Source organism: Pseudomonas donghuensis (assembly GCF_000696345.2).
Lineage (GTDB): Bacteria > Pseudomonadota > Gammaproteobacteria > Pseudomonadales > Pseudomonadaceae > Aquipseudomonas > Aquipseudomonas donghuensis.
On record NZ_CP071706.1, the window covers coordinates 3,578,270 to 3,597,245 of the forward strand.

General features: G+C 61.6%; 20 protein-coding genes. 9 read left to right on the plus strand and 11 right to left on the minus strand.

The window, feature by feature from the left end; translation table 11 throughout:
* Positions 1-6: 6 nt before the first annotated feature.
* Positions 7-384, plus strand: a complete 378-nt coding sequence (locus BV82_RS16630) for a GFA family protein (protein ID WP_036994751.1) — start codon at positions 7-9, stop codon at positions 382-384.
* A 12-nt stretch (positions 385-396) separates the two neighbouring features.
* Here BV82_RS16630 and BV82_RS16635 read toward each other — a convergent pair whose 3' ends face one another.
* From BV82_RS16635 to BV82_RS16655, 5 genes are all read right to left on the minus strand, one after another.
* Positions 397-2,490 carry a TonB-dependent siderophore receptor gene (locus tag BV82_RS16635; protein WP_010223997.1) on the minus strand — a complete coding sequence of 698 codons (2,094 nt, stop codon included), beginning with the start codon at positions 2,488-2,490 and terminating at the stop codon, positions 397-399.
* A gap of 105 nt (positions 2,491-2,595) precedes the next feature.
* Complete coding sequence (locus tag BV82_RS16640) at positions 2,596-3,543, minus strand: p-hydroxyphenylacetate 3-hydroxylase reductase component (protein ID WP_010223999.1); 948 nt, start codon at positions 3,541-3,543, stop codon at positions 2,596-2,598.
* Positions 3,544-3,601: 58 nt separating this feature from the next.
* Positions 3,602-4,771 (minus strand): p-hydroxyphenylacetate 3-hydroxylase oxygenase component, encoded by a 1,170-nt coding sequence (locus BV82_RS16645; protein WP_010224001.1) that lies wholly within the window; start codon positions 4,769-4,771, stop codon positions 3,602-3,604.
* 243 nt (positions 4,772-5,014) lie between these two features.
* Positions 5,015-6,427: a DOPA decarboxylase gene (locus BV82_RS16650; protein ID WP_036994749.1), complete on the minus strand. Its 1,413-nt coding sequence runs from the start codon at positions 6,425-6,427 to the stop codon at positions 5,015-5,017.
* Between the two features lie 84 nt (positions 6,428-6,511).
* A complete protein-coding gene (locus BV82_RS16655) occupies positions 6,512-7,456 on the minus strand; it encodes a LysR family transcriptional regulator (RefSeq protein WP_036994747.1) in 945 nt (314 codons plus the stop codon).
* A gap of 159 nt (positions 7,457-7,615) precedes the next feature.
* On the opposite strand from BV82_RS16655, the gene BV82_RS16660 reads away from it, so the two are divergent.
* Positions 7,616-9,103: an aldehyde dehydrogenase family protein gene (locus BV82_RS16660; protein ID WP_036994746.1), complete on the plus strand. Its 1,488-nt coding sequence runs from the start codon at positions 7,616-7,618 to the stop codon at positions 9,101-9,103.
* Positions 9,104-9,251: 148 nt separating this feature from the next.
* Here the strand turns inward: BV82_RS16660 and BV82_RS16665 are convergent, their stop codons facing one another.
* Entirely contained in the window at positions 9,252-11,471 is a 2,220-nt protein-coding gene (locus BV82_RS16665) for a TonB-dependent receptor (RefSeq protein WP_036994745.1), read from the minus strand.
* A 459-nt stretch (positions 11,472-11,930) separates the two neighbouring features.
* On the opposite strand from BV82_RS16665, the gene BV82_RS16670 reads away from it, so the two are divergent.
* The 3 genes from BV82_RS16670 (at position 11,931) to BV82_RS16680 (ending at position 13,815) form a co-directional block, all read left to right on the plus strand.
* Positions 11,931-12,800 (plus strand): AraC family transcriptional regulator, encoded by an 870-nt coding sequence (locus tag BV82_RS16670; RefSeq protein ID WP_036994743.1) that lies wholly within the window; start codon positions 11,931-11,933, stop codon positions 12,798-12,800.
* A gap of 497 nt (positions 12,801-13,297) precedes the next feature.
* Positions 13,298-13,492, plus strand: a complete 195-nt coding sequence (locus BV82_RS16675; protein ID WP_010224009.1) for a hypothetical protein — start codon at positions 13,298-13,300, stop codon at positions 13,490-13,492.
* Complete coding sequence (locus BV82_RS16680) at positions 13,489-13,815, plus strand: low molecular weight protein tyrosine phosphatase family protein (protein ID WP_010224011.1); 327 nt, start codon at positions 13,489-13,491, stop codon at positions 13,813-13,815. The genes BV82_RS16675 and BV82_RS16680 overlap by 4 nt, the downstream gene beginning before the upstream one ends.
* A gap of 59 nt (positions 13,816-13,874) precedes the next feature.
* Here the strand turns inward: BV82_RS16680 and BV82_RS16685 are convergent, their stop codons facing one another.
* Positions 13,875-14,165 carry a hypothetical protein gene (locus BV82_RS16685; RefSeq protein WP_036996122.1) on the minus strand — a complete coding sequence of 97 codons (291 nt, stop codon included), beginning with the start codon at positions 14,163-14,165 and terminating at the stop codon, positions 13,875-13,877.
* Between the two features lie 211 nt (positions 14,166-14,376).
* Here BV82_RS16685 and BV82_RS26455 point away from each other — a divergent pair, with 211 nt between their 5' ends.
* A complete protein-coding gene (locus BV82_RS26455) occupies positions 14,377-14,619 on the plus strand; it encodes a cupin domain-containing protein (RefSeq protein WP_420831645.1) in 243 nt (80 codons plus the stop codon).
* A gap of 255 nt (positions 14,620-14,874) precedes the next feature.
* Here BV82_RS26455 and BV82_RS16690 read toward each other — a convergent pair whose 3' ends face one another.
* The 4 genes from BV82_RS16690 to BV82_RS16705 form a co-directional block, all read right to left on the minus strand.
* Positions 14,875-15,375 (minus strand): DUF3916 domain-containing protein, encoded by a 501-nt coding sequence (locus BV82_RS16690; RefSeq protein WP_081839684.1) that lies wholly within the window; start codon positions 15,373-15,375, stop codon positions 14,875-14,877.
* Positions 15,376-15,455: 80 nt separating this feature from the next.
* A complete protein-coding gene (locus BV82_RS16695) occupies positions 15,456-15,869 on the minus strand; it encodes a hypothetical protein (protein WP_051636787.1) in 414 nt (137 codons plus the stop codon).
* A 187-nt stretch (positions 15,870-16,056) separates the two neighbouring features.
* The gene (locus BV82_RS16700; protein ID WP_010224015.1) at positions 16,057-16,536 is read right to left on the minus strand and encodes an isochorismatase family protein; all 480 of its coding nucleotides are present in this window, start codon (positions 16,534-16,536) and stop codon (positions 16,057-16,059) included.
* A gap of 57 nt (positions 16,537-16,593) precedes the next feature.
* A complete protein-coding gene (locus BV82_RS16705; RefSeq protein ID WP_010224017.1) occupies positions 16,594-17,031 on the minus strand; it encodes an NUDIX hydrolase in 438 nt (145 codons plus the stop codon).
* Positions 17,032-17,218: 187 nt separating this feature from the next.
* Here BV82_RS16705 and BV82_RS16710 point away from each other — a divergent pair, with 187 nt between their 5' ends.
* From BV82_RS16710 to BV82_RS16720, 3 genes are all read left to right on the plus strand, one after another.
* Positions 17,219-17,617 (plus strand): hypothetical protein, encoded by a 399-nt coding sequence (locus tag BV82_RS16710; protein ID WP_081839685.1) that lies wholly within the window; start codon positions 17,219-17,221, stop codon positions 17,615-17,617.
* Positions 17,618-17,759: 142 nt separating this feature from the next.
* Positions 17,760-18,650, plus strand: a complete 891-nt coding sequence (locus BV82_RS16715) for a GGDEF domain-containing protein (protein ID WP_036996126.1) — start codon at positions 17,760-17,762, stop codon at positions 18,648-18,650.
* Positions 18,651-18,654: 4 nt separating this feature from the next.
* A complete protein-coding gene (locus BV82_RS16720) occupies positions 18,655-18,813 on the plus strand; it encodes a DUF2986 domain-containing protein (RefSeq protein ID WP_081492815.1) in 159 nt (52 codons plus the stop codon).
* The last annotated feature ends 163 nt before the right edge of the window (positions 18,814-18,976 follow it).

The window sequence follows — 18,976 nt, forward strand, 5'->3', positions numbered from 1 at the left end:
ATAACCATGGACGTTGAAACCTACAGCGGTGGCTGCCTGTGCGGGGCGATCCGCTTTGAAGCCACAGGACCGGTACTGAACCCCCACTGCTGCTCGTGCAAATGGTGCCAGCGCCATACCGGCGCGCTGACAGCCACCTGGGTAGAATTTGCCCGCGAGCAGGTTCGCTGGATCGGCCCGGCAGGCGCTCCGGCCACCTTTCGCTCCTCGGACTATTCCCGCCGCGCCTTCTGCCCCACCTGCGGCAGCTCGCTGGGTGCCATCGATGATGAGCCTACAGTAGCCCTGCTGCTGGGTAGCTTCGACAGCAACCAGCATCAGGCCCTGGCGCCGACCGCGCATTCATTCAACGACCAGTTGCCGCGCTGGTGGTGCGTGCAATAACGCACTGCCGATTTACAGCGCCAGGCTCAGGCTGACCATCAGATTGCGCGGCTCCCCAGGCAGGTTCCACGCCGCGTTGTAGCCGCGCTCGTAGTACTTGCGATCGAACAGGTTGTTCAGGTTCAGGCCCACCGTGGCCTGTTCGCTGACCTTGTAGTGGGCCAGCAGGTCGACAGTGCTGTAGCTCGGCAGGCGAAAGCTGCTGCCGGCCTGGCCGGAGCGCTCGCCGACATAGTTGGCCGCAGCGCCAATGTCCGAACCGAGCAAGGGCCCGCTCTGGAACTCATACACCGCCATCAGGCTACCGCTGTGCCGGGGGATGCCCAGCAGGTCGCTGCCCTTGGGCAAGGCGGCATCGCCCTTGGTCACTTCGGCATCGATATAGGCATAGGCACCGATCACCCGCACCGCGTCGCTGAGCTGGCCACTGAACTGCAGGTCGACACCCTGGCTGCGCGCCTTGCCGGCGGCGATGCTGTCACCGAAGGCATCGGTGGTGATGACGTTTTCCTTGTCGATCTGGAACAGCGCGATGGTTGCCCCCAGACGGCTGTCGAACAGGTCGAGCTTGAGCCCGGTTTCATAGCCCAGACCCTTCTCCGGCTTGTAGATCTGGCCCTGGGTGCCGATGCTGTTGGGCTTGAACGAAGTCGAGGCATTGGCGAACACACCGACTTCAGGTGTGAGCTGGTACAGCAAGCCCACACGCGGCGTGGCAACGTCCTTTTCCTGGCGGTTGCTGACCTGCGTAGTGCGGTTCTGCGCGGTCTGCTCGATGTGCTCCAGGCGCACGCCCAGCAGGCCGCGCAAACGCTCGGTAAAGGCAATCTGGTCCTGCAAATTGAGCGCGTAGCTTTCAGTGTGCTCGAAGAAGTCATTGGGGTTGATCAGCGGCGGTTTCGCCTGGCCGTACACCGGGTTGTAGATGTCCAGGCCATAGCCGAGCGAGGTGGCGCTCTGCGGGTACTTCTGGCTGTTGCGGTAGTTCTCGTACTCCAGGCCGATCAGGCTCTGGTGCTCCCAGCCGGCGAACTGGAACTGGCCATGCAGTTCGGCCTGGGTGATGTTGTCGTTCCACTCGAAATCGCGCTCGCGGTAGAAGCGGCTGATGGTGCTGCCGACCACCCGCGACGGCTCCGAGCTGTTGCCCTTGAGCCGGCCCTGGGTGTAATGGTTGGCCAGGCGCAGTGTCCAGCTGTCGCTGAGGCTGTGCTCCAGGGTCAGGTCGAGGGTTTGGTTGTCATTGCGGATGCGCCCGTCATTGGGCTCACCGAGAAAGGTCGAACGGCTGACCGAGCCCAGCTCATTGTTGACCGCCGGGATACCACGGTCGAACACCGACTCGGTGCGCGAGAACTCGGTATCGATCGACAGCAGGGTCTCGGGGCTCAATTGCCAGCTCAGCGACGGGCTGACGATGCGCCGCTCGCTGCCGACATAATCGCGAAAGCTGCCGTTATCCTCCACCGCCATGTTCACCCGCGACAGCACCCTGCCGTCCTCGCTCAATGGCGTGTTCACGTCCAGGCTGCTGCGGTAGCGGTCCCAACTGCCGGCGCTGGCCTTGAAGCGGGTGAAGGCCTCGGCCTGCGGACGCTTGGTGACGATGTTCACCAAACCACCTGGGTCGCCGCGCCCGTACAGGCTTGCCGCCGGGCCCTTGAGCACTTCGATGCGTTCGATGTTCGAGGTGTCGGGGGCACTGTAGCTGCCGCGGTTGACGGCAAAGCCGTTCTTGTACAGCTCGCCGGTGGTGAAGCCGCGCACGCTGTAGTTGAGGAAGGTCAAGCCACCGAAGTTGTTCTGCCGGCTGACCCCGCCGGCAAAGTCCAGGGCGCGGTCGATGCGCGTGCTGTTGAGGTCCTCGAGCACCTGACTGGGCACCACGGCGATGCTTTGCGGGGTGTCGCGGATGTCAGTGTCAGTTTTGGTCGCGGTGCTCGAGCGGCTTGCGCGATAGCCTTGCACCGGGCCGGTCGCGGTTTCTTCGTAATGGCGCTCGTTGACGTTGAGGGCATCGAGTACTACGGCGTCGGCGGCAACGGCTGGCAGGGCGAGCAGCGAGGCGGACAGGCCTAGGGACAACCTTCCTACGGGGTAGTTCATGGGGGCTCCTTAAAATCATGTAATAACATAACAACTTAAGGAGAAATATAAAAGCATCGCGACGCAAGCGCTCCTGCAGGAGCGGGCTTGCCCCGCGATCAAACCTCAACAGCTGCGAATCACCGCCTGCAGCACGGTCTTGAAGGTCGCAATCTGCTCCTCGCTGAACGTCCCGAACACCTTGTCCTGCTGCTCGCGGGCAATGCTCCACAAGCCTTCGGTCTGGTCGATGCCAGCGCTGGTCAGGCGCACATGCCCGGCCGCCTGACTGTCGCAGACCAGGCCCTTGCGCTTGAGGTTGGCCACTGCCTCGTCGATTTCCCGCGCCGGCATTGCCACTTCACGCTGCAGGTCGGCCAGGTTCAGCCCGGCGTCATTCTCCAGCACCATGAGCATCCGCGCCTCGCTGGTGCGCAGGCCGCTGGACAATTGCCGTGGCTGGTAGCTGCTCTGGTAGGCACGCAGAGCCTGGGTCATCAGGTAATACAGGTTGTGGCTCAAGCGGCCCTGGAAGTGGCTGCTCGGTGGCTGGCCTTCTTCACGGCGGGTCATGCGGGTGTGCGGCAGCACCATGGAGTAGGCGCCCTGGTGATAGAGCAAGGGCGAGCGCCCGCAATCATCGAAGGCCACCACCTTGCCGAGCATGATCCAGTGATCGCCGCCATCGAGGATCTGGTGGGTTTCACACTCAAAGCATGCCGAGCAATCGGCCAGGATCGGCGCGCCGCCCTCGCCTGCTTGGTAACTGATGCCGGCGAAGCGATCATCCTTGGGCTTGGCGAAGTTATTGGACAGATCGATCTGGTCGGCGGCGAGGATGTTCACCGCAAAATGGCTGGCCGCCTCGAACACCGCCAGGCTGCTGGAGCGTTTATCCAGGCTCCAGAGGATCAGTGGCGGGTCGAGGGACACCGAGTTGAAGCTATTGGCGGTGACGCCGACCAGGTTGCCCCGAGGGTCGGCGGCGGTGACCACGGTGACGCCGGTGGCGAAGTTGCCCAGGGCGCGGCGAAAGGCACGGCTGTCGAAGGCGGTTGCGGTTGCGCTAGACATGCAAGACTCCCCGGCTGCCTTGAGCGGCAGCCGTCATTGTTGTTATTGGCGAGGCCCTTCAGACCATGCTCGGGTCAGGCTCCAGGCCCATCAGCTCGCGGCCGAGAATCTGCGCGCAAACGTCGTAGTCGGTGTAGGCATGGGCGCCGGTCATGTGCGCGTCGCGCCACAACCGCTGCATCTCGTTGCTGTCGAACCACGCGGTACCGCCAGCAGCTTCGAACAGACGATCGACCGCCTGAATGCACATCTTCACCGCATAGCCCTGATTGGTGCGCCAGAACGCCAGGGTCTCGCGCGTCGGGTACTGGTGACGTTCGCTGTGCTCGGCGTGTTCCTGCCAGGTTTTTTCCAGAAATGCGCGAGCGGCGGCAACCTGATGGGTGGACTCGGCCAGGCGCATCAGCGCGGGTGTGGCGGCGCCAACATTGACCCCGGTATAGGCACGCACACGGTTCTTGGTCTTTTCGCGGAAGGCTTCGAGCATGCGCTCGGCAATACCGAGGCTGACGGTCGAGAAGCCACTGGCAAAGTACGGCCGGTATGGCGAGTAGAACACCTTGCTGTCCGGGTACAGGCCAAAGCCTGCGGACTTGCCTTCCATCATGTCCTTGGCTTTCTGGATGCGGTGCTCGGGGACGAACACCTTGTCGATCACCAGGGTCTTGGTGCCGCTGCCTTTCATGCCGGCGGCGAACCAGTCGTCACGGATTTCGTAGTCACTGCGTGGCAGCACGGCGAAGCAGTAATCCTGGGTGCCTTCGGCATTGGCCCGGCGGCAACCGACAATCGCCCACTCGGCATGGTCACTGCCACTGCTCCAGCCCATCTCGCCGCTGAACAGCAAGCCGCCTTCGACCTCTTCGACCTTGCCGAACGGAGCGATACTGCTACTGGCGGTGGCGTCGGGGTTATCGCCCCAGATTTCTTCCTGCAGCTTGGCCGGGAACATTGCCAACTGATGACTGTGGGTGCACAACAGGCTCATGGCCCAGGCGGTGCTGGCGCACGCGCCGGCAAGCAAGGCGATGCAGTCGGCGAACTGCGGCAGGGAGATTTCCAGGCCGCCGTACGGCTTGGGCAGGAAGGCACGGTGCAGGCCGATGCTTTTGAGCAGGGCGATGTTTTCGTCCGGGACCTTGCGGTCTTGCTCGGCACGGGCGGCATTGGCGGCGATGGTGGGCAAAATCGAACGAAGGTCTTCGAGCAGCGGATTTGGCTTTTTCATGAGGGGCCCTGCTTATTATTGGATGTCCACCGAGGCCTGCGAAGTGGCAGGTGGCGGCGGATGCAGGGGCCAGTATGGGAGGCTTGGCTCAGGGGGAAAATGCAACTTCCATAGGCAAGATTGTACTTTTCATAGCGTTTTTTTGTGGGTTCAAGGGCCTCATCGCTGACAAGCCAGCTCCCACAGGGTCAGCATGCACCGGCCCCAGTGGGAGCTGGCTTGCCAGCGATTGGGCCCTGAAGGTTACCCTTGAACCACCTGCTGCAGATTCCGCCAAAGCTCAGCCACATGCTCACGCTCGGTCGGCAACGCCCCCACCGACACCCGCACCATCCAGCGGCCGTTCAGGGTTGCCGGGGTGACATAGGCCACCCCCGAAGCATTGAGCCGATCAGCCCAACGGCGGGTATGCGCATCCAGCGCCTCCCCCTCCAGGCCGTCGCCCCGATGGCGAATACACAGGGTCTGCAACTGCACCGGCGCCAGCAATTCCCAGCCCTGCGCATTGCGCACCTGTTCGGCCAGCCACTGGGCGTTGTCCAGGTCGCGGCGCAAGCGCTGCTGCAGGCTCTCGATACCCTCGCTGCGCAACATGAACCACAGCTTCAAGGCACGGAACCGCCGCCCCAACGGAATGCCCCAGTCGCGCAGGTTCTTGACCTTGCTGTCGACCGCCGACTGCAGGTAGCTGGGGTTGGTGCTCATGACCCGGATCAGGTGCTGCGGATCACGCACGAAGTACAGCGAGCAATCGAAAGCCACCCCCAGCCATTTGTGCGCATTGACCACAATCGAATCGGCCTGCTCGATACCGTCCCACATCCAGCGGCATTCCGGCAGGATCATCGCCGAGCCGGCCATGGCCGAGTCCACGTGCAGCCATAGGCCGAACTTGCGCGCGATCTCGCCGACCGGTTGCAGCGGGTCGATGGCGGTGGTCGTCGTGGTGCCGGTGGTTGCCACTACCGCGCAAGGTTGCAAACCGTTCGCCAGGTCCTCTTCGATGGCCGCGGCCAGGGCTTGCGGGCGCATGGCAAAGTGGTCGTCGGTTTCGATGTAGCGAATGTTGTCCTTGCCAAAGCCTGCCAGCAGCGCGGCCTTGTCCACCGAGCTGTGGGCCTGGGCGCTGGTGTAGATCATCAGCGGCTTGCCCTGCCCCTGCAGGCCGCCCTTGGCCAGGGCGTAGTCGCTGCTGCGCTCGCGGGCGCTGATCAAGGCGACCAGGGTGCTGGTGGACGCAGTGTCCTGAATCACCCCGCTCCACTGCGCCGACAAACCGACCATCTGCCGCAGCCAGTCCACGGTGGTTTCTTCCAGCTCGCTCAGGGCCGGGCTCGATTGCCACGACAGGCCGAGCACGCCAAGGCCGGTGCTGAGAAAATCGCCAAGCACCGACGACAAGCTGCCGTTGGAGGGGAAGTAGCCGAAAAAGTCCGGGTGCTGCCAGTGCGACAGGCCGGGCATCACTAACTGGTCTACGTCCTTGAGAATGTTCTCGAACGGCTCGCCCTGAACCGGCGCCGAGCTGGGCAAGGCCGCCTTGAGGTAGCCGGGCTCGACCTGGGCCATCACCGGCAGTTCGCCGACACCCTGGCGGTAGTCGGCGATCAGGTCGATCAGTTGGTGGCCATGTTTGCGAAATGCTTCCGGGCTCATGCAGCGGCTCCTGTTGTTGTCGGTAAGTGGGCCTGAGTCTAGGCCCTGGCCCACCGACAAAAAACGCCGCCCGGCGCATAGCTGCTATGGCGAATGCGCATGGCCGCCGTGCACGCCGAACTGCGACTGCTGCCACTGCTCGAACACCAGGTTGCGCAACCAGCGGTGCTCGGCCGAGGCGTGCAGGCGCTGGTGCCAGACCACCCAGTAGCGCTGGCTGTGCTCGACAAAGGCCAGTGGCCGCCAGGTCAGCGGATGCAGGCGGCTGAGCTGACGGGCGATGTGCTCGGGCACGGTGACCAGCGCCTGGCTGCTGCCGACCACCTGCACCGCCGCCGAGTAGAACGGCACCTGCAGGCTGACGCGCCGGCTCAGGCCCTGCTCGCGCAGGTGGCGGTCGATAAAGCTGTCCTTGTCGCCACCACCGGAAATACGCACATGGTTCCAGGCGCGGTAATCGTCCTGGGTCAGTTCGGCTTTGCTCGCCAACGGGTGTTCGCGATGCATCAGGCATACCGCGCGGTCTTCACCGAGCATGCGCCCGTGCAGGTTGGCCGGGGCGTCGTCGAACAGCGTGGTGGCCAGGTCGACTTCGCCACTGGCGAGCAGTTCATACTGCCCCGGTTGCCAGGTGCGGTACTCGATCGACACCCCCGGCGCTTCGCGCTCCAGGGTGCTGACCAGCAGCGGCAGCATGTGCTCGGCGATGTAGTCCGAGGCCGCCAGGCAAAAGCGCCGCTCGCAGCGTTTGGGATCGAAGGCCTGCGGTTGGCGCAAGGTCTCAAGCTCGGCCAGCACCTGGCCCAGCGGCACCAGCAGGCTTTCGCCGCGTTCGCTCAACACATAGCCGCGGCCCTGACGCACCAGCAGCGGGTCGTCGAACGCCTCGCGCATATGCGCCAGCTGACGGCTGAGCACCGACTGGCTGCTGCCCAGGCGTTCGGCGGCACGGCTGAGGTTTTTCAGCTGCAGCATGCTTTGCAGCGCCCGCAGGTGGGCGATGCTCAGGGAAGCGAAGATCGGATTCAAGGGGCGCTCCTGCACAGGCGGATGCCGCAGCCTACGGGCAAAACCTGCAGATTACAAAGCGCCTGGCAGGCCGGTGCATGGCCGGCGGCAGGCTCAGTCAAGCCGGCGCCGGTATGCTGCGCTAGGGTCGGGGCCTTGCTTTCCCTTGAGGTTCGTCCCATGAGCAACATCAGCCTTTTGCCCCAGGTGCGCACGTTTCTGCAACGCGAGCACAGCAGTTTTATCGACGGTCGCCAACAGCCTGCGGACCATGCCCGGCTCCTTGAGGTGATTGACCCGGCCAACGACCAGGTCATCAGCCGCGTGGCCGAAGCCTGCGTGCGCACGGTCGACGCCGCCGTCGCCTCTTCGCGCCGAGGCTTTGCGCAATGGTCGCAAACCGCCCCGGCCGTACGGGCCAGCGTGCTGCTGAAACTCGCCGATCTGATCGAACAGCACCGTGAGGAGTTGGCGCAGCTGGAGACCTGCCAGTCGGGCAAGCTGATCACGCTTGCGCGCAACTTCGAGGTCGACCAGGCCGCACATTTTTTGCGTTACTACGCCGGCTGGGCCACCAAGCTCAGCGGCCAGACCCTCACCCCATCGCTGCCCTCGTTCAACGGCGAACGCTACACCGCCTTCACCCTGCGCGAACCGGTGGGGGTGGTGGTCGGCATCGTGCCCTGGAACTTCTCGACCATGATCGCCCTGTGGAAACTCGGCTCGGCCTTGGTTACCGGTTGCAGCATCATCATCAAGCCCAGCGAGTTCACCCCGCTGACCATCCTGCGCATCGCCGAGCTGGCCATTGACGCAGGCCTGCCCGCTGGCGCACTGAACGTGGTGACCGGCGCCGGCCTGGCCGGCAAGGCGCTGATCGAGCACCCGGGCACCGACAAGGTCTCGTTCACCGGCTCCGTGCCCACCGGCCTTGCTGTTGGCCAGAGTGCCATGGCCGCCAACCTGACCCGCACCACCCTGGAGCTGGGCGGCAAGAATGCGGCCGGGTTCCTGCGTGATGTGCCGTTGAACAAAGCGGTGGACGGCATCATCGAAGCGGGCTTTTTGCATGCCGGGCAGATCTGCGCCGCAGCCGAGCGCTTCTATGTGCATCGTTCGCAGATCGAGGCGGTGACCGGTGCTTTGAGCGAGCGCCTGGCAACGTTGAAGATCGGCTCACCGCTGGATGAAACCAGTGAATTCGGCCCGGTGAGCAACAAGCAGCACCAGGCCAAACTCGGTGCGCTGTTTGCCAAGGCGCGCCGCGAGAACAGCCAGATCATTCATGGCGGGCGCCTGATCGAAGGGCCGGGATGCTATGTGGAACCGACGGTGATCCTGGCCCATTCGCTGAACGACAGCCTGCTCACTGAAGAGACCTTCGGGCCGGTGGCGACCTTTTTGCCTTACGACGATGAAGAGCAACTGATCGCCCTGATGAATGACAGCCCCTATGGCCTGAGTGCCAGTGTGTGGACCAACGACTTGAGCAAGGCCTTGCGCCTGGTCCCGCAGGTGCAGGCCGGTACGGTGTGGGTGAACATGCATACCCTGCTCGACCCGGCGGTGCCGTTTGGCGGGGTGAAGGCTTCGGGAATTGGCCGTGAATTTGGCGGGGCGTTTATCGAGGATTACACCGAGCTCAAGTCGGTGATGATTCGCTACTGACCCCAAAAGCACCGCTGGCAAGCCAGCTCCCACAAGGTCCGCAATACCTGTGGGAGCTGGCTTGTCAGCGATGCAAGGCAAAGCCTTGCCCAAAAACCTACTGCCCCCCCCAAGCGCTTTAGGCCCGCGGCCGGCCCGGCACTGACGGCTAAAAGCGGGTCGTCGCACTCACCCCGAACGTACGCCGATCGCCCCGCGCGTCCCAGGCAATATCGAACGGCAACGGCACGCTGTCGGTCTTGTACTGCTTGTCGGTCAGGTTGTTCACATACGCCGTCAGATCCAGGTCATAGCGCCCGCCCAGGTGATAGGTGGCACTGGCATTGCCCAAGGTATAGCCGCCCTGGGAAACGCTGTGATCCTGCTGCGCCGTCGGCAGGAAGAAGATCCGACTCTGATAGCGCCAATCCGTGCCCAACCGCACTTCATCGCCATTCTCCAGCGGTATCCGGTAACTGCCGCCCACGGCCAGGGTCCGCGACGGCGAGCGGGCAATGCGGTTACCCGAATAATCCACCCCGCCGGACTCGAAATCCTGCAGCTCGGTATGCAGCAAGCCCAACGAGCCATGCAGTTCCAGGTTGCTGAACGGCAACGCCTGCAGCTCGAACTCGGCGCCGCGAATCACCCCTTGGCCACTGTTGGTCAGCAGCGACACCACCTGGCCGTCGCGCACCGACACGGCGTTGACCTGAATGTCCGAGTAGTCGTAGTAAAACACGTTGGCATTGGCGATCAGGCGCTCGTCGAACCACTCGCTCTTGACCCCCAGTTCGTAGGCATCGACGTTCTCCGGCGCCACCACCGAGGCCTCGGCCTGCACCTGCGCACCGCCGCTGAAACCACCTGAACGAAACCCCTTGGCATAGCGAAAGTACACCCGCGCGTTGTCGTTGAGCTGGTACTCGGGGGTGAAGTCGTAGGTGAGCTTGTTCCAGGTGCGTTTTTCGTCCTGTTCGACGCGGGTCACCAGGTCGCCGGTGTAGTGTTTCCACCAGTCGCGCTCGCTGCTGTAGCTGACCGCATCGGCATCCGGCGCGGCTACGCGGTGCAGGTCGATGTCCTTGGTTTCGCGGGTCCAGCGCAGGCCGGCGGTGAGGCTCAGGTTGTCGGTGGCCTGCCAGGTGCTGCTGCCGAAAATCGCGAAGCTGTCGGTGCTTTGGTCGATATCGGTACGACCGTAGTCAGCCACGCCCAAGGCCTGGTTGTAGGGCTTGGGCAACAGGCCGTTGTCGTTGCGGCTGTCGAGTTGTTCATGGAACACATGCGTGCCGACGATCCAGCTGACCGGCTGGTTTTTCGCCGAAGACAAGCGCAGCTCCTGGGACACCTGCTTCCAGCGGTCATCGTTAAAGCCACGGCCGAACTCGTAAAGGCTCATGTTCGGGCTTTCGGCTTTTTCGTGGATATCGTCGAAGGCGGTGATCGAGTCCAGTTGCAGGTCGCCCAGATCCCACTTCAGCGCCAGCTGCACACCGTTGTGCTCGATGCGGTCTTCGGCCTTGCCAGTGAACGCGGCCTCGTCGGTATCCGGCTTCGGCGCCGGGCCAAACAGCGTGCTGCCACCCGGCCCCGAACCCCAGGCGCGGGTGGCGATGCCCTGCCCCTTGTAGTCGCGGCCATGCAATTGCAGGGTGGCCTGCAGGTCGTCGTTGATCTGCGCCAGCAATTGCAGGCGCAGGGCCTGATCGTGGATGTCGCCAACGGTATGGCCATCGACCTGGTTCTCCAGTTGGCCATCGGCGCTCTGGTCGACAAACGCCACCCGTGCGGCCAGCTTGTTGTCGATCAGCGTATCGCCATAGGCGCCTTCGTACAGGCGCGAATTGTAGTTGCCCAGGTCGAGTTTGAAGTAACCGTTGGCTTTCTCGAAATCCGGCTTGCGCGAAACGAAGTTGATCGCCCCGCCAGTGGTGTTCTTGCCCCACAGCGTGCCCTGCGGCCCGCGCAGCACCTCGACGCGCTCCATGTCATAGAGCGGAAAACCGGTAGCCACATGCGGGTCGATATACACGTCATCGGTGTAGATGCCTACCGGGTAAACCGTGGTCGACGCCATGTCCCCCGAGCCCATGCCACGAATGTACCAGCGCGGCCGCTGGTGCCCGGCGAACTCCGGGGCGATGGAGTTGGGCACATTCTGCAGCGCCTTGCCGGCACTGAAGCCACCACCGCTGTCGGCGATCTGCTTGGCGCTGACCACGGAGATGGCTGAGGGCACATCCTGCACCGACTCTTCGCGCTTTTGCGCAGTAACCGTGACAGTGGGCAGCGCTTCGGGGCTTGGCTCGGCGGCGAAGCTCGGTAGCGTGGGTAAGGCGGCGGCGATGGCCAGTAACAGGGGCACGCGGGCGAAGGGAGCGGTCATGAACGTCGATGTTCCACGAGGGGGAAGAGACGAGGGCCTTCGCAATGGTTGTGCCAGGTGGGTAGTGGGTTGATTTGTATCGGTTTTGTCTGTTTGCGATTGATGAGATGTTGCCTGATGAGCAGCTGGCCAGCACTGTTTGCGTGAGCATCAGCAGGGGCCAAACCTTTAACTACGAGCGCGCTCCAATCTTCCCTTCAATCCATTCTGCAACCTCGCGCCCCTCCCCCTGTCGCTGTAAATCCAGCGGCCGGGTTTGGTAGCCCGAGTACTCTAAGGCGTGCAGGGTGGACCAAGCCTCGGCCAAGTAAACGCCGAGGGCTACGCCCGGGCCGCCGACGCGGCCCATCGAGCGAATGCTCATCCCCGTGAAAAACACACCTAGAGCAAACACGGCTAGGCACAGCTACGCGGGTATAGTCGATTCTATGCCGACCGTACTTCCAAGAGCCTCCAGCCGTGCCCGACTTGCCGCCCAACGCCGCCTACACCCAGCGCTTCAGCGCTGTGCTCGCCTACATCGACGCCAACCTCGAAGGTGATCTGTCGGTAAAAACCCTGAGCCAGGTGGCGAACTTTTCGGTGTTTCACTTTCATCGCCAGTTCACGGCGTACGTCGGGGTGCCGGTCTCGCGCTATGTGCAGTTGATGCGCTTGCGCCAGGCGGCGCATCGTTTGGCGGCCAATGCCGATCACTCGGTGCTGGAGGCTGCCCTGGCGGCAGGTTTCGAAAGCCCCGAGGCGTTCAGCCGGGCGTTTCGGCGGGCGCTGGGCATGTCGCCTAGCGCCTTTCGCCGCCAGCCGAACTGGCAGGCCTGGAATGCGGTGTTCGCTATCCCTCACTTTTCCAGGAGCGTCATCATGCAGGTTCGTATTGTGGAATTTGTTCAAACCCGGGTCGCAGCGCTGGAGCACTGCGGGCCGGCCGCGCAGGTCGACGAGAGCGTGCGCCAGTTCATTGCCTGGCGCATGGCGAGCGGGCAGTCGCCGGTGGCGTCGAGCCGCAGCTTTGGCATCCCCTATGGCAACCCCGATACCACGCCGGCGGAGGATTTTCGTTTCGCCATTTGTGGTGAGATTGATGAGGCGGTGGCGGCAAATGAACTCGGCGTGCACGAACGGGTGATTGCTGGCGGGCGTTATGCGGTAGTGCGGCATGAGGGTTCGCCGGACCATATTGGTGAATCCATCTATCCGCTTTATCGCGACTGGTTGCCGGACAGTGGTGAAGAGTTGCGCGATCAGCCGCTGTTTTTTCATTACCTGAGTGCTTATCCGCAAACGCCGCAGGAGCAGTGGCAGACGGATATTTATGTGCCGTTGCGGTAGTCGGCGGCTTGGGGCTACTGCGTAGCCCATCGCCGGCAAGTCCGGCTCCCACAGTGGATCTGTGTACACCGGACCTGTGGGAGCTGGCCTTGCCAGCGATCGAGCGCGAAGCGGTCGCAATCCAGACACCACCTGATGTGCTGGCTGTACCGGCCTCATCGCTGGCAAGCCAGCTCCCACAGTGGATCTGTGTATGCCGGACTTGTGGGAGCTGGCCTTGCCAGCGATCGAGCGCGCAGCGGTCGTAATCCAGACACCACCTGATGTGCTGGCTGTACCGGCCTCATCGCTGGCAAGCCAGCTCCCACAGTGGATGTGTGTACACCGGACCTGTGGGAGCTGGCCTTGCCAGCGATCGAGCGCGAAGCGGTCGTAATCCAGGCACCACCTGATGTGCTGGCTGGACCGGCCTCTAGCCACAATCCCGATTCGCGCTTACTATAGCGCCAACTCGTATTACCGCGGCTGCTGAACCCGGTACTCACGAGGACAAGATCATGGAAAGAACCCGCGCCTGGAGACGCTCACAGGCCCGTAAAAGTGGCAAAACCAAAGCGGTGCATCCGCTGGAGTTCAAGCCCGAAAAGAACTGGAAGCTGCTGTACACCCGTGCCGACAAGCTGATAAGGGCACGCCAACTCGGCATGAGCTATCCCATCCGCTCCACCCGCCAACTGTTGGATCAAGAGTGACTAACCTCCTGTTCGTCTGCAGCCGTAATCAATGGCGCAGCCCTACCGCAGAAGCGCTCTGGCGCCGCCGCCCCGGCTTCGATGCCCGGTCGGCGGGCACCAGCCCGAATGCACGTAAACCCATCGGCCCGGCGGATATTCGCTGGGCCGATGTGATTTTTGTCATGGAACGCAAACACCAGAATCGCCTGCAGGCGCACTACGCGCGGCTGCTTGAGCACAAGCGGCTGTATACCCTGGATATACCGGATGATTTTCGCTTCATGGACCCTGAGTTGGTGGCCATGCTCGAAGATGCGGTCGCGTCCTGCCTGGCGCTGTAGAAACAGACACGCAAAGCCTGCGACAGCGATAGTGTCGCCAGATCAAGCGCAAGAACGCGCTATTTGATCTGCACAATGACCGGACCTTCCGTTACGATCGGCGGCTGCGCGTGGATACTCGAAGCATTTTTCTGAATCCAGTCACGGGCGACTTTCAAGCTCGCATCGCTGCCGGTCTTGTCCGTGCAGACAGTTATCGACGTACCGCCATCACCCGTATTCAGCAGCGTGTAGCTGACCAGCCCAGGCACTGTCCGCAAGGCTGCTTCGACGTCGGCTTTGCGCACTTCTAAAAGCTCGAAAAGCTGCTTTGCTCCAGTACCTAGATAGGTTCTGATAACCGCATACATGTTCGTCTCCTTTGGGGCGCCGCCTTGATGCTAATCCAGGTCCACCGATGGCCGCTTTCAGCCAGGTTTCAATTCGCCCCGGTTTATTAAGCTTAGCCACACGCCGACGACAAGCGAAATGCAACGACCACCGGCAGCTTCTGGCCGAAAGCAGACGCTCAAACCCAAGGTAACGCAATGACGACAGACGTTTGCATCGGTACCTTCTCGAATGTGGCACTCACCCTGCCCCAGGCCTGCGACTGGGTCGTACGCAACGCTCAGCCCGGGCGCGTGCATGCCGCAAGGAAGCGTGTACGTGGGCCCAGGGGAACTGTATGTCGTCCCCTGCGGCTTGGAGCACAGAACGGCTGCGGAGGGTGAAGCCAAGCTGTTGATGATCGAGCCACGGGGCATTCTGAATACAGGCCATGAAGGTGGCGAGCGCACGGCCAGCAATGACGTCTGGATCTGAACACCGGGCGCTCCACCGTGCCTGGGCGCCGGGCAAGCCCGCGCCTACCGCTGACCGAGTGGCCGTTGGCTCGTTAAGCAGCGGCTTTAGAACTTTTACATTACGTGAAACTGCGGCACCTCAACGCCTGATCCGGGTCGCTAGTTCTCCCCATAACAGCCAGCCACTGGCCGGACAGCGACAGATAGCTGGTCTAGCCACTTCCACCCTGGATCGAAGCCCACATGATGACGTGCGTACCAAGGAGGATGCCGGTCATGCCGGCTCACCTATACACCACCACTGAACCTCGACCTCGTCTTCTGGTTGAGTGACATCATGTCCATGCTCGATGAAGTTCCCTGGCAAGTGTAATGCCAGAGTTTGACTAAGCAGATCAGACTCAAGTGTATTGGCCTGTCCCAGAAAGCCGAGGTAGTAATCCCGATCGTAAAATACTGTCACCTCACTCTGATGAACCCAAGGCCAGACCAACAGACAAGCCACTCGATAATACCCAACTGAGCGGTCAGCCGCTTTGGACAGGTGATTGGCCGCTTCAAGCAACTGCTGTATGCAGAAGGCCTGGTTTTCAACCCTGGCACGTGGGCCTTGCACCAGACCTGAATGAACCGGGATTTTCCAGTTTTTATAGGCTTCCTTGTGTTCGGATTGAGGATAACAGCTGCCATGAAAACCCAAAGCCCATCGCTCAAGTGCGCGCAGACGTCGTATCGAGCCTCTGACTGGCTTGGTTCCAACAGTGATTTGTCGCATGACTATGTCCTGGAGTGGGTGGTGCTCATAACATTCGTTGTTAAAACATTCACGGCCGACAAGAATAACCGAGAGGCGGACTAGTCATGGCGGGTGGCGTCCTCGCGTAAGGCGCTATGCAGCCCCGTTGCGTCCCGCCAGTACAACGTTTCTTCGAACTGAAAGGTTATCAGGAACAGCGACGCACACGTCTGAGCAATGGATTCGGCTATTTTGTTCAGGTCCTGCATAGCCGACTGACCATCTGGTTCGGGACCTTTGATTCTGATGCTACAGCGCATAGCGACTTGAAAGTCGATACCCTTGGTATCCTCAGCGTAAATCGCGGGATCGGTAACTGCGCCATCGCCAGTCAATCTCACCCCCGAGCTAAAGGCTGCGTCCAAACCGCACTCCGCCATGTTGATCTGGAACGCGCCAGCATGCTCCATGGCTTGTCTCAGTGTGAACATCGTAAGCGCTTTATCCGCCTCTAGATACAGATCAAGACTCACCTTGAACCCTTCTTGTATAAGGAAATGGGTAGTGCGTGACTCATAAGCGAACGGTCAACGATGGGCGTTGGGCTCACACTTGCGCGCGCTCCCGCTAAAGCTCAAAACCGCTGCGTACTGGCCTGAAGCAGGCGTGTCGTGATGAGCACATGGATCGACCCAGGCGCTCCTGCCACCCTGTAAGAACTCACGCATCAAGCTCAGCAAGCACCTCTGCCCTGGTGGTCACCTGGCGGAAATGATGCTTCCACAGATCGATGCCCAACCGACCTGACCTGTCCAGGGATGAGCCAACGGTCAGGTCGGTCACCAGCGTCGGCATCAACCCTGCATCGAACAGTGCAAACCCGGCGGCGAGCACGCAGGTTTCGGTCTGCAGACCACAAACCAGCACGCGCTCCACACCGAGCTGCTTGATGTACTCGATGGTTTCTGCGGTCTGCCCGTAGCCGTGCTTTACAAACACTTTGTCGGCTTCGACCAGGCTCTCGTCTTCGGCCGCAGGATGCCAACCGAGTTGTTGTGCAAACGGGGTTACCTGCTCATCATGCAGCTCGACCGAGGCAATCGTGACAATCCGCTCTGACAACGCCCGCACCCCATCGACCAGCCACTCGGGTGGACTGAACGTGGACTGGACATCAACGATAAGCAAAACCTGGCGCATAAGCTTCTCTCGGGCATCAACCAATGGCCCGGAGTATATCGCCCTGCGGCGGATTATTTAGCCCTGTTTGCCTGGCCAATGACCACGCGTTTTCAAGGTCGCGCAGACAAACCGCAGCGCTCGTTGAAACACAGGGTGGCAGTCGGCAAGGGGTAAATGCTCAAGCCCAGCCCAGAAGAATGTGAACACGTGGCCATGATCGTCGAGCGTCTGATGAGACCACTGCTCAGGCAGCGGTCCGCTCGCCCGGCACAATTGAAACGACCAGGTCTGGCCAAGGTGCTCGGCATCCCAACACCCCAGGTCGTCCACGATGGTGGCGGCACTGATGCCAGACTCTTCCGCCAGTTCTCGCAGCGCTGCCTGGGCAGGTGTTTCGCCGGTTTCAATGCTGCCCTTCACCAGTTGCACTCCGGCCAGCGGATGACGAAACAACAGGAGCCTGGGGTGCGGCGTGGATGAAAAAACCACTGCGCAGGCCTTGTCAGGGAGCATGGCGATTTCCTTATCGGCAAAGACGGTTGAGCATCATACGCCAGGCGCAGGCCTGCCTCGCGATGGCGGTCATATAGATTCGCGGGGCCAAGCCCACGCCGAATTAAGCAGCGGCGGCTTAGAACTTTTCCCTTTTTATCGGTCTATGTGGATACGTTCAATCGTCCTTCAGAGGTTGTCATCGCTCATGAAATTCCAAGCCCCACGGATGGTGCTCGTTGCCCTGTTCGCACTCGCGGCAGTGGGCTCGGCATCAGCAACACAGATGAAGACCTCAACCCCTGCTGTCGCCGCTCCAACGCCGGTTGTCCAGGCGCCGGCCCTGGCGGCCGGCAACCCGTGGCCGACTATCGCCAGCATGGCCGAAAACCAGCCTGGGCCGTTGCTTGCCCATGATGACCACTACCGGCATGACGACCGTTGGCATGATCGTCGAGACGATTGGCGCCGAGACAACTGGCGCAGGGAACAATGGCGTCGCGAGCAAGCCCGGCGCGAAGCCGAGCGCCATCGTTACTGGGAACGCCACCATGATCGGGCCATGCGTTACCGTTATGAGGACGATCGCCGCTACTATCGCCGCTAAGGTGTAAAGACGGGTCGATCGCGTCCCCCATAACCGTCAGCCATTGGCCGGACCGCGGCAGATTACGTTGCTCCGGTCCACACTGTATTGGCCCCGCGCGATAGCGTTATGATCAGGCGACCTGAACCGGACGTCCCAGCCTATGCCCATAGACCTCCAAGCGCTCTACCCCAAACTGATCCATCTGATGCTGGACACGGTCTTCGTGGTCGACAGGGACAACCAGATTGTATTTGTCAGTGATGCTTGCGAGGCACTGCTCGGCTACGGTGCCGACGAGCTGACCGGTACCCCGATCACCGACTACATCCATCCTGACGACCTGGCGGTCACCCGGGCCTCCATTGTCCGGGTCATGAATGGCCACTCCCACGTTGACTTTCGCAACCGTTACATCCGCAAGGATGGCGGTGTCGTGCATATCCTGTGGGCGGCCTTCTGGTCCGAGGAGGTGGGTGCACGAATCGGTGTGGCGCGGGACGTCACGGCCCTCAGGCAGGCCGAGGATGAGTTACGCTTCCTGGCCCATCATGATCCATTGACAGCACTGACCAACCGCTCGCTGTTCAATCAACGAATGGAGTCGGCCCTTCGAGCGGCGCAGCACCACCAGAGCACCCTGGCGCTGCTGTTTCTGGATATCAATGACTTCAAGGGTATTAATGATGTCCATGGGCATGCAATGGGTGATCGGATTCTCTGCACGATTGCCCGGCGCCTGGAACGCTGCGTACGTGAAACCGACACGGTAGCCCGGATGGGGGGTGATGAATTCACCGTGCTGCTGCCGGGTATCCAGTCACACGATGCCGTTTACGCGAAGGTGGAGCAGATTCTCGCGGCCATGGCCGAGCCGCTCGGCGCTGAATTTGGCGGGATCAAAATGCCCTCCTGTAGTGTCGGCGTGGCCTTTTACCCCAAGGACGCAGAGGATGCCGACACGTTGCTCAGCCATGCGGATGGCGATATGTACCGGGTCAAAAAACAACGTGGCGCGCAGCTGATATCATTCAAGCATTTACCAGCCGAGTAACAACGTGAATCGTCAAAAGAAGATAAAGCAGCTGTTGAAGGCTCATGCCAAAAAGGCCAGTGCCAAACTGGCACCGAAGAGCAAGCCTAAATACATCAGTAAAGCTGACCGTTTGAAACTGGCCGCTGAACCCAGTCACGACGCCGTCACTCAGGGCGAATGAATCGCCGCCAACTGGATAGCCCCCCATACGAAGCTCAGCGTGGTGCGCCCGGCCTGATCACCACCTACCGTGCCGCGCAACCAGCATCGCAGTCCTGATGCTCAAGCTCGGCAAAACGCCGCCGATACCCCTTTAACTAGTATGGAAACTACGGGTACCGACC

Coding starts and splice junctions, on each gene's coding strand:
- BV82_RS16630 (WP_036994751.1), top strand. CDS start 7: ATGGACGTTGAAACCTACAGCGGTGGCTGCCTGTGCGGGGCGATCCGC.
- BV82_RS16635 (WP_010223997.1), bottom strand. CDS start 2,490: ATGAACTACCCCGTAGGAAGGTTGTCCCTAGGCCTGTCCGCCTCGCTG.
- BV82_RS16640 (WP_010223999.1), bottom strand. CDS start 3,543: ATGTCTAGCGCAACCGCAACCGCCTTCGACAGCCGTGCCTTTCGCCGC.
- BV82_RS16645 (WP_010224001.1), bottom strand. CDS start 4,771: ATGAAAAAGCCAAATCCGCTGCTCGAAGACCTTCGTTCGATTTTGCCC.
- BV82_RS16650 (WP_036994749.1), bottom strand. CDS start 6,427: ATGAGCCCGGAAGCATTTCGCAAACATGGCCACCAACTGATCGACCTG.
- BV82_RS16660 (WP_036994746.1), top strand. CDS start 7,616: ATGAGCAACATCAGCCTTTTGCCCCAGGTGCGCACGTTTCTGCAACGC.
- BV82_RS16665 (WP_036994745.1), bottom strand. CDS start 11,471: ATGACCGCTCCCTTCGCCCGCGTGCCCCTGTTACTGGCCATCGCCGCC.
- BV82_RS16675 (WP_010224009.1), top strand. CDS start 13,298: ATGGAAAGAACCCGCGCCTGGAGACGCTCACAGGCCCGTAAAAGTGGC.
- BV82_RS16685 (WP_036996122.1), bottom strand. CDS start 14,165: ATGTATGCGGTTATCAGAACCTATCTAGGTACTGGAGCAAAGCAGCTT.
- BV82_RS26455 (WP_420831645.1), top strand. CDS start 14,377: ATGTGGCACTCACCCTGCCCCAGGCCTGCGACTGGGTCGTACGCAACG.
- BV82_RS16690 (WP_081839684.1), bottom strand. CDS start 15,375: ATGCGACAAATCACTGTTGGAACCAAGCCAGTCAGAGGCTCGATACGA.
- BV82_RS16700 (WP_010224015.1), bottom strand. CDS start 16,536: ATGCGCCAGGTTTTGCTTATCGTTGATGTCCAGTCCACGTTCAGTCCA.
- BV82_RS16705 (WP_010224017.1), bottom strand. CDS start 17,031: ATGCTCCCTGACAAGGCCTGCGCAGTGGTTTTTTCATCCACGCCGCAC.
- BV82_RS16710 (WP_081839685.1), top strand. CDS start 17,219: ATGAAATTCCAAGCCCCACGGATGGTGCTCGTTGCCCTGTTCGCACTC.
- BV82_RS16715 (WP_036996126.1), top strand. CDS start 17,760: ATGCCCATAGACCTCCAAGCGCTCTACCCCAAACTGATCCATCTGATG.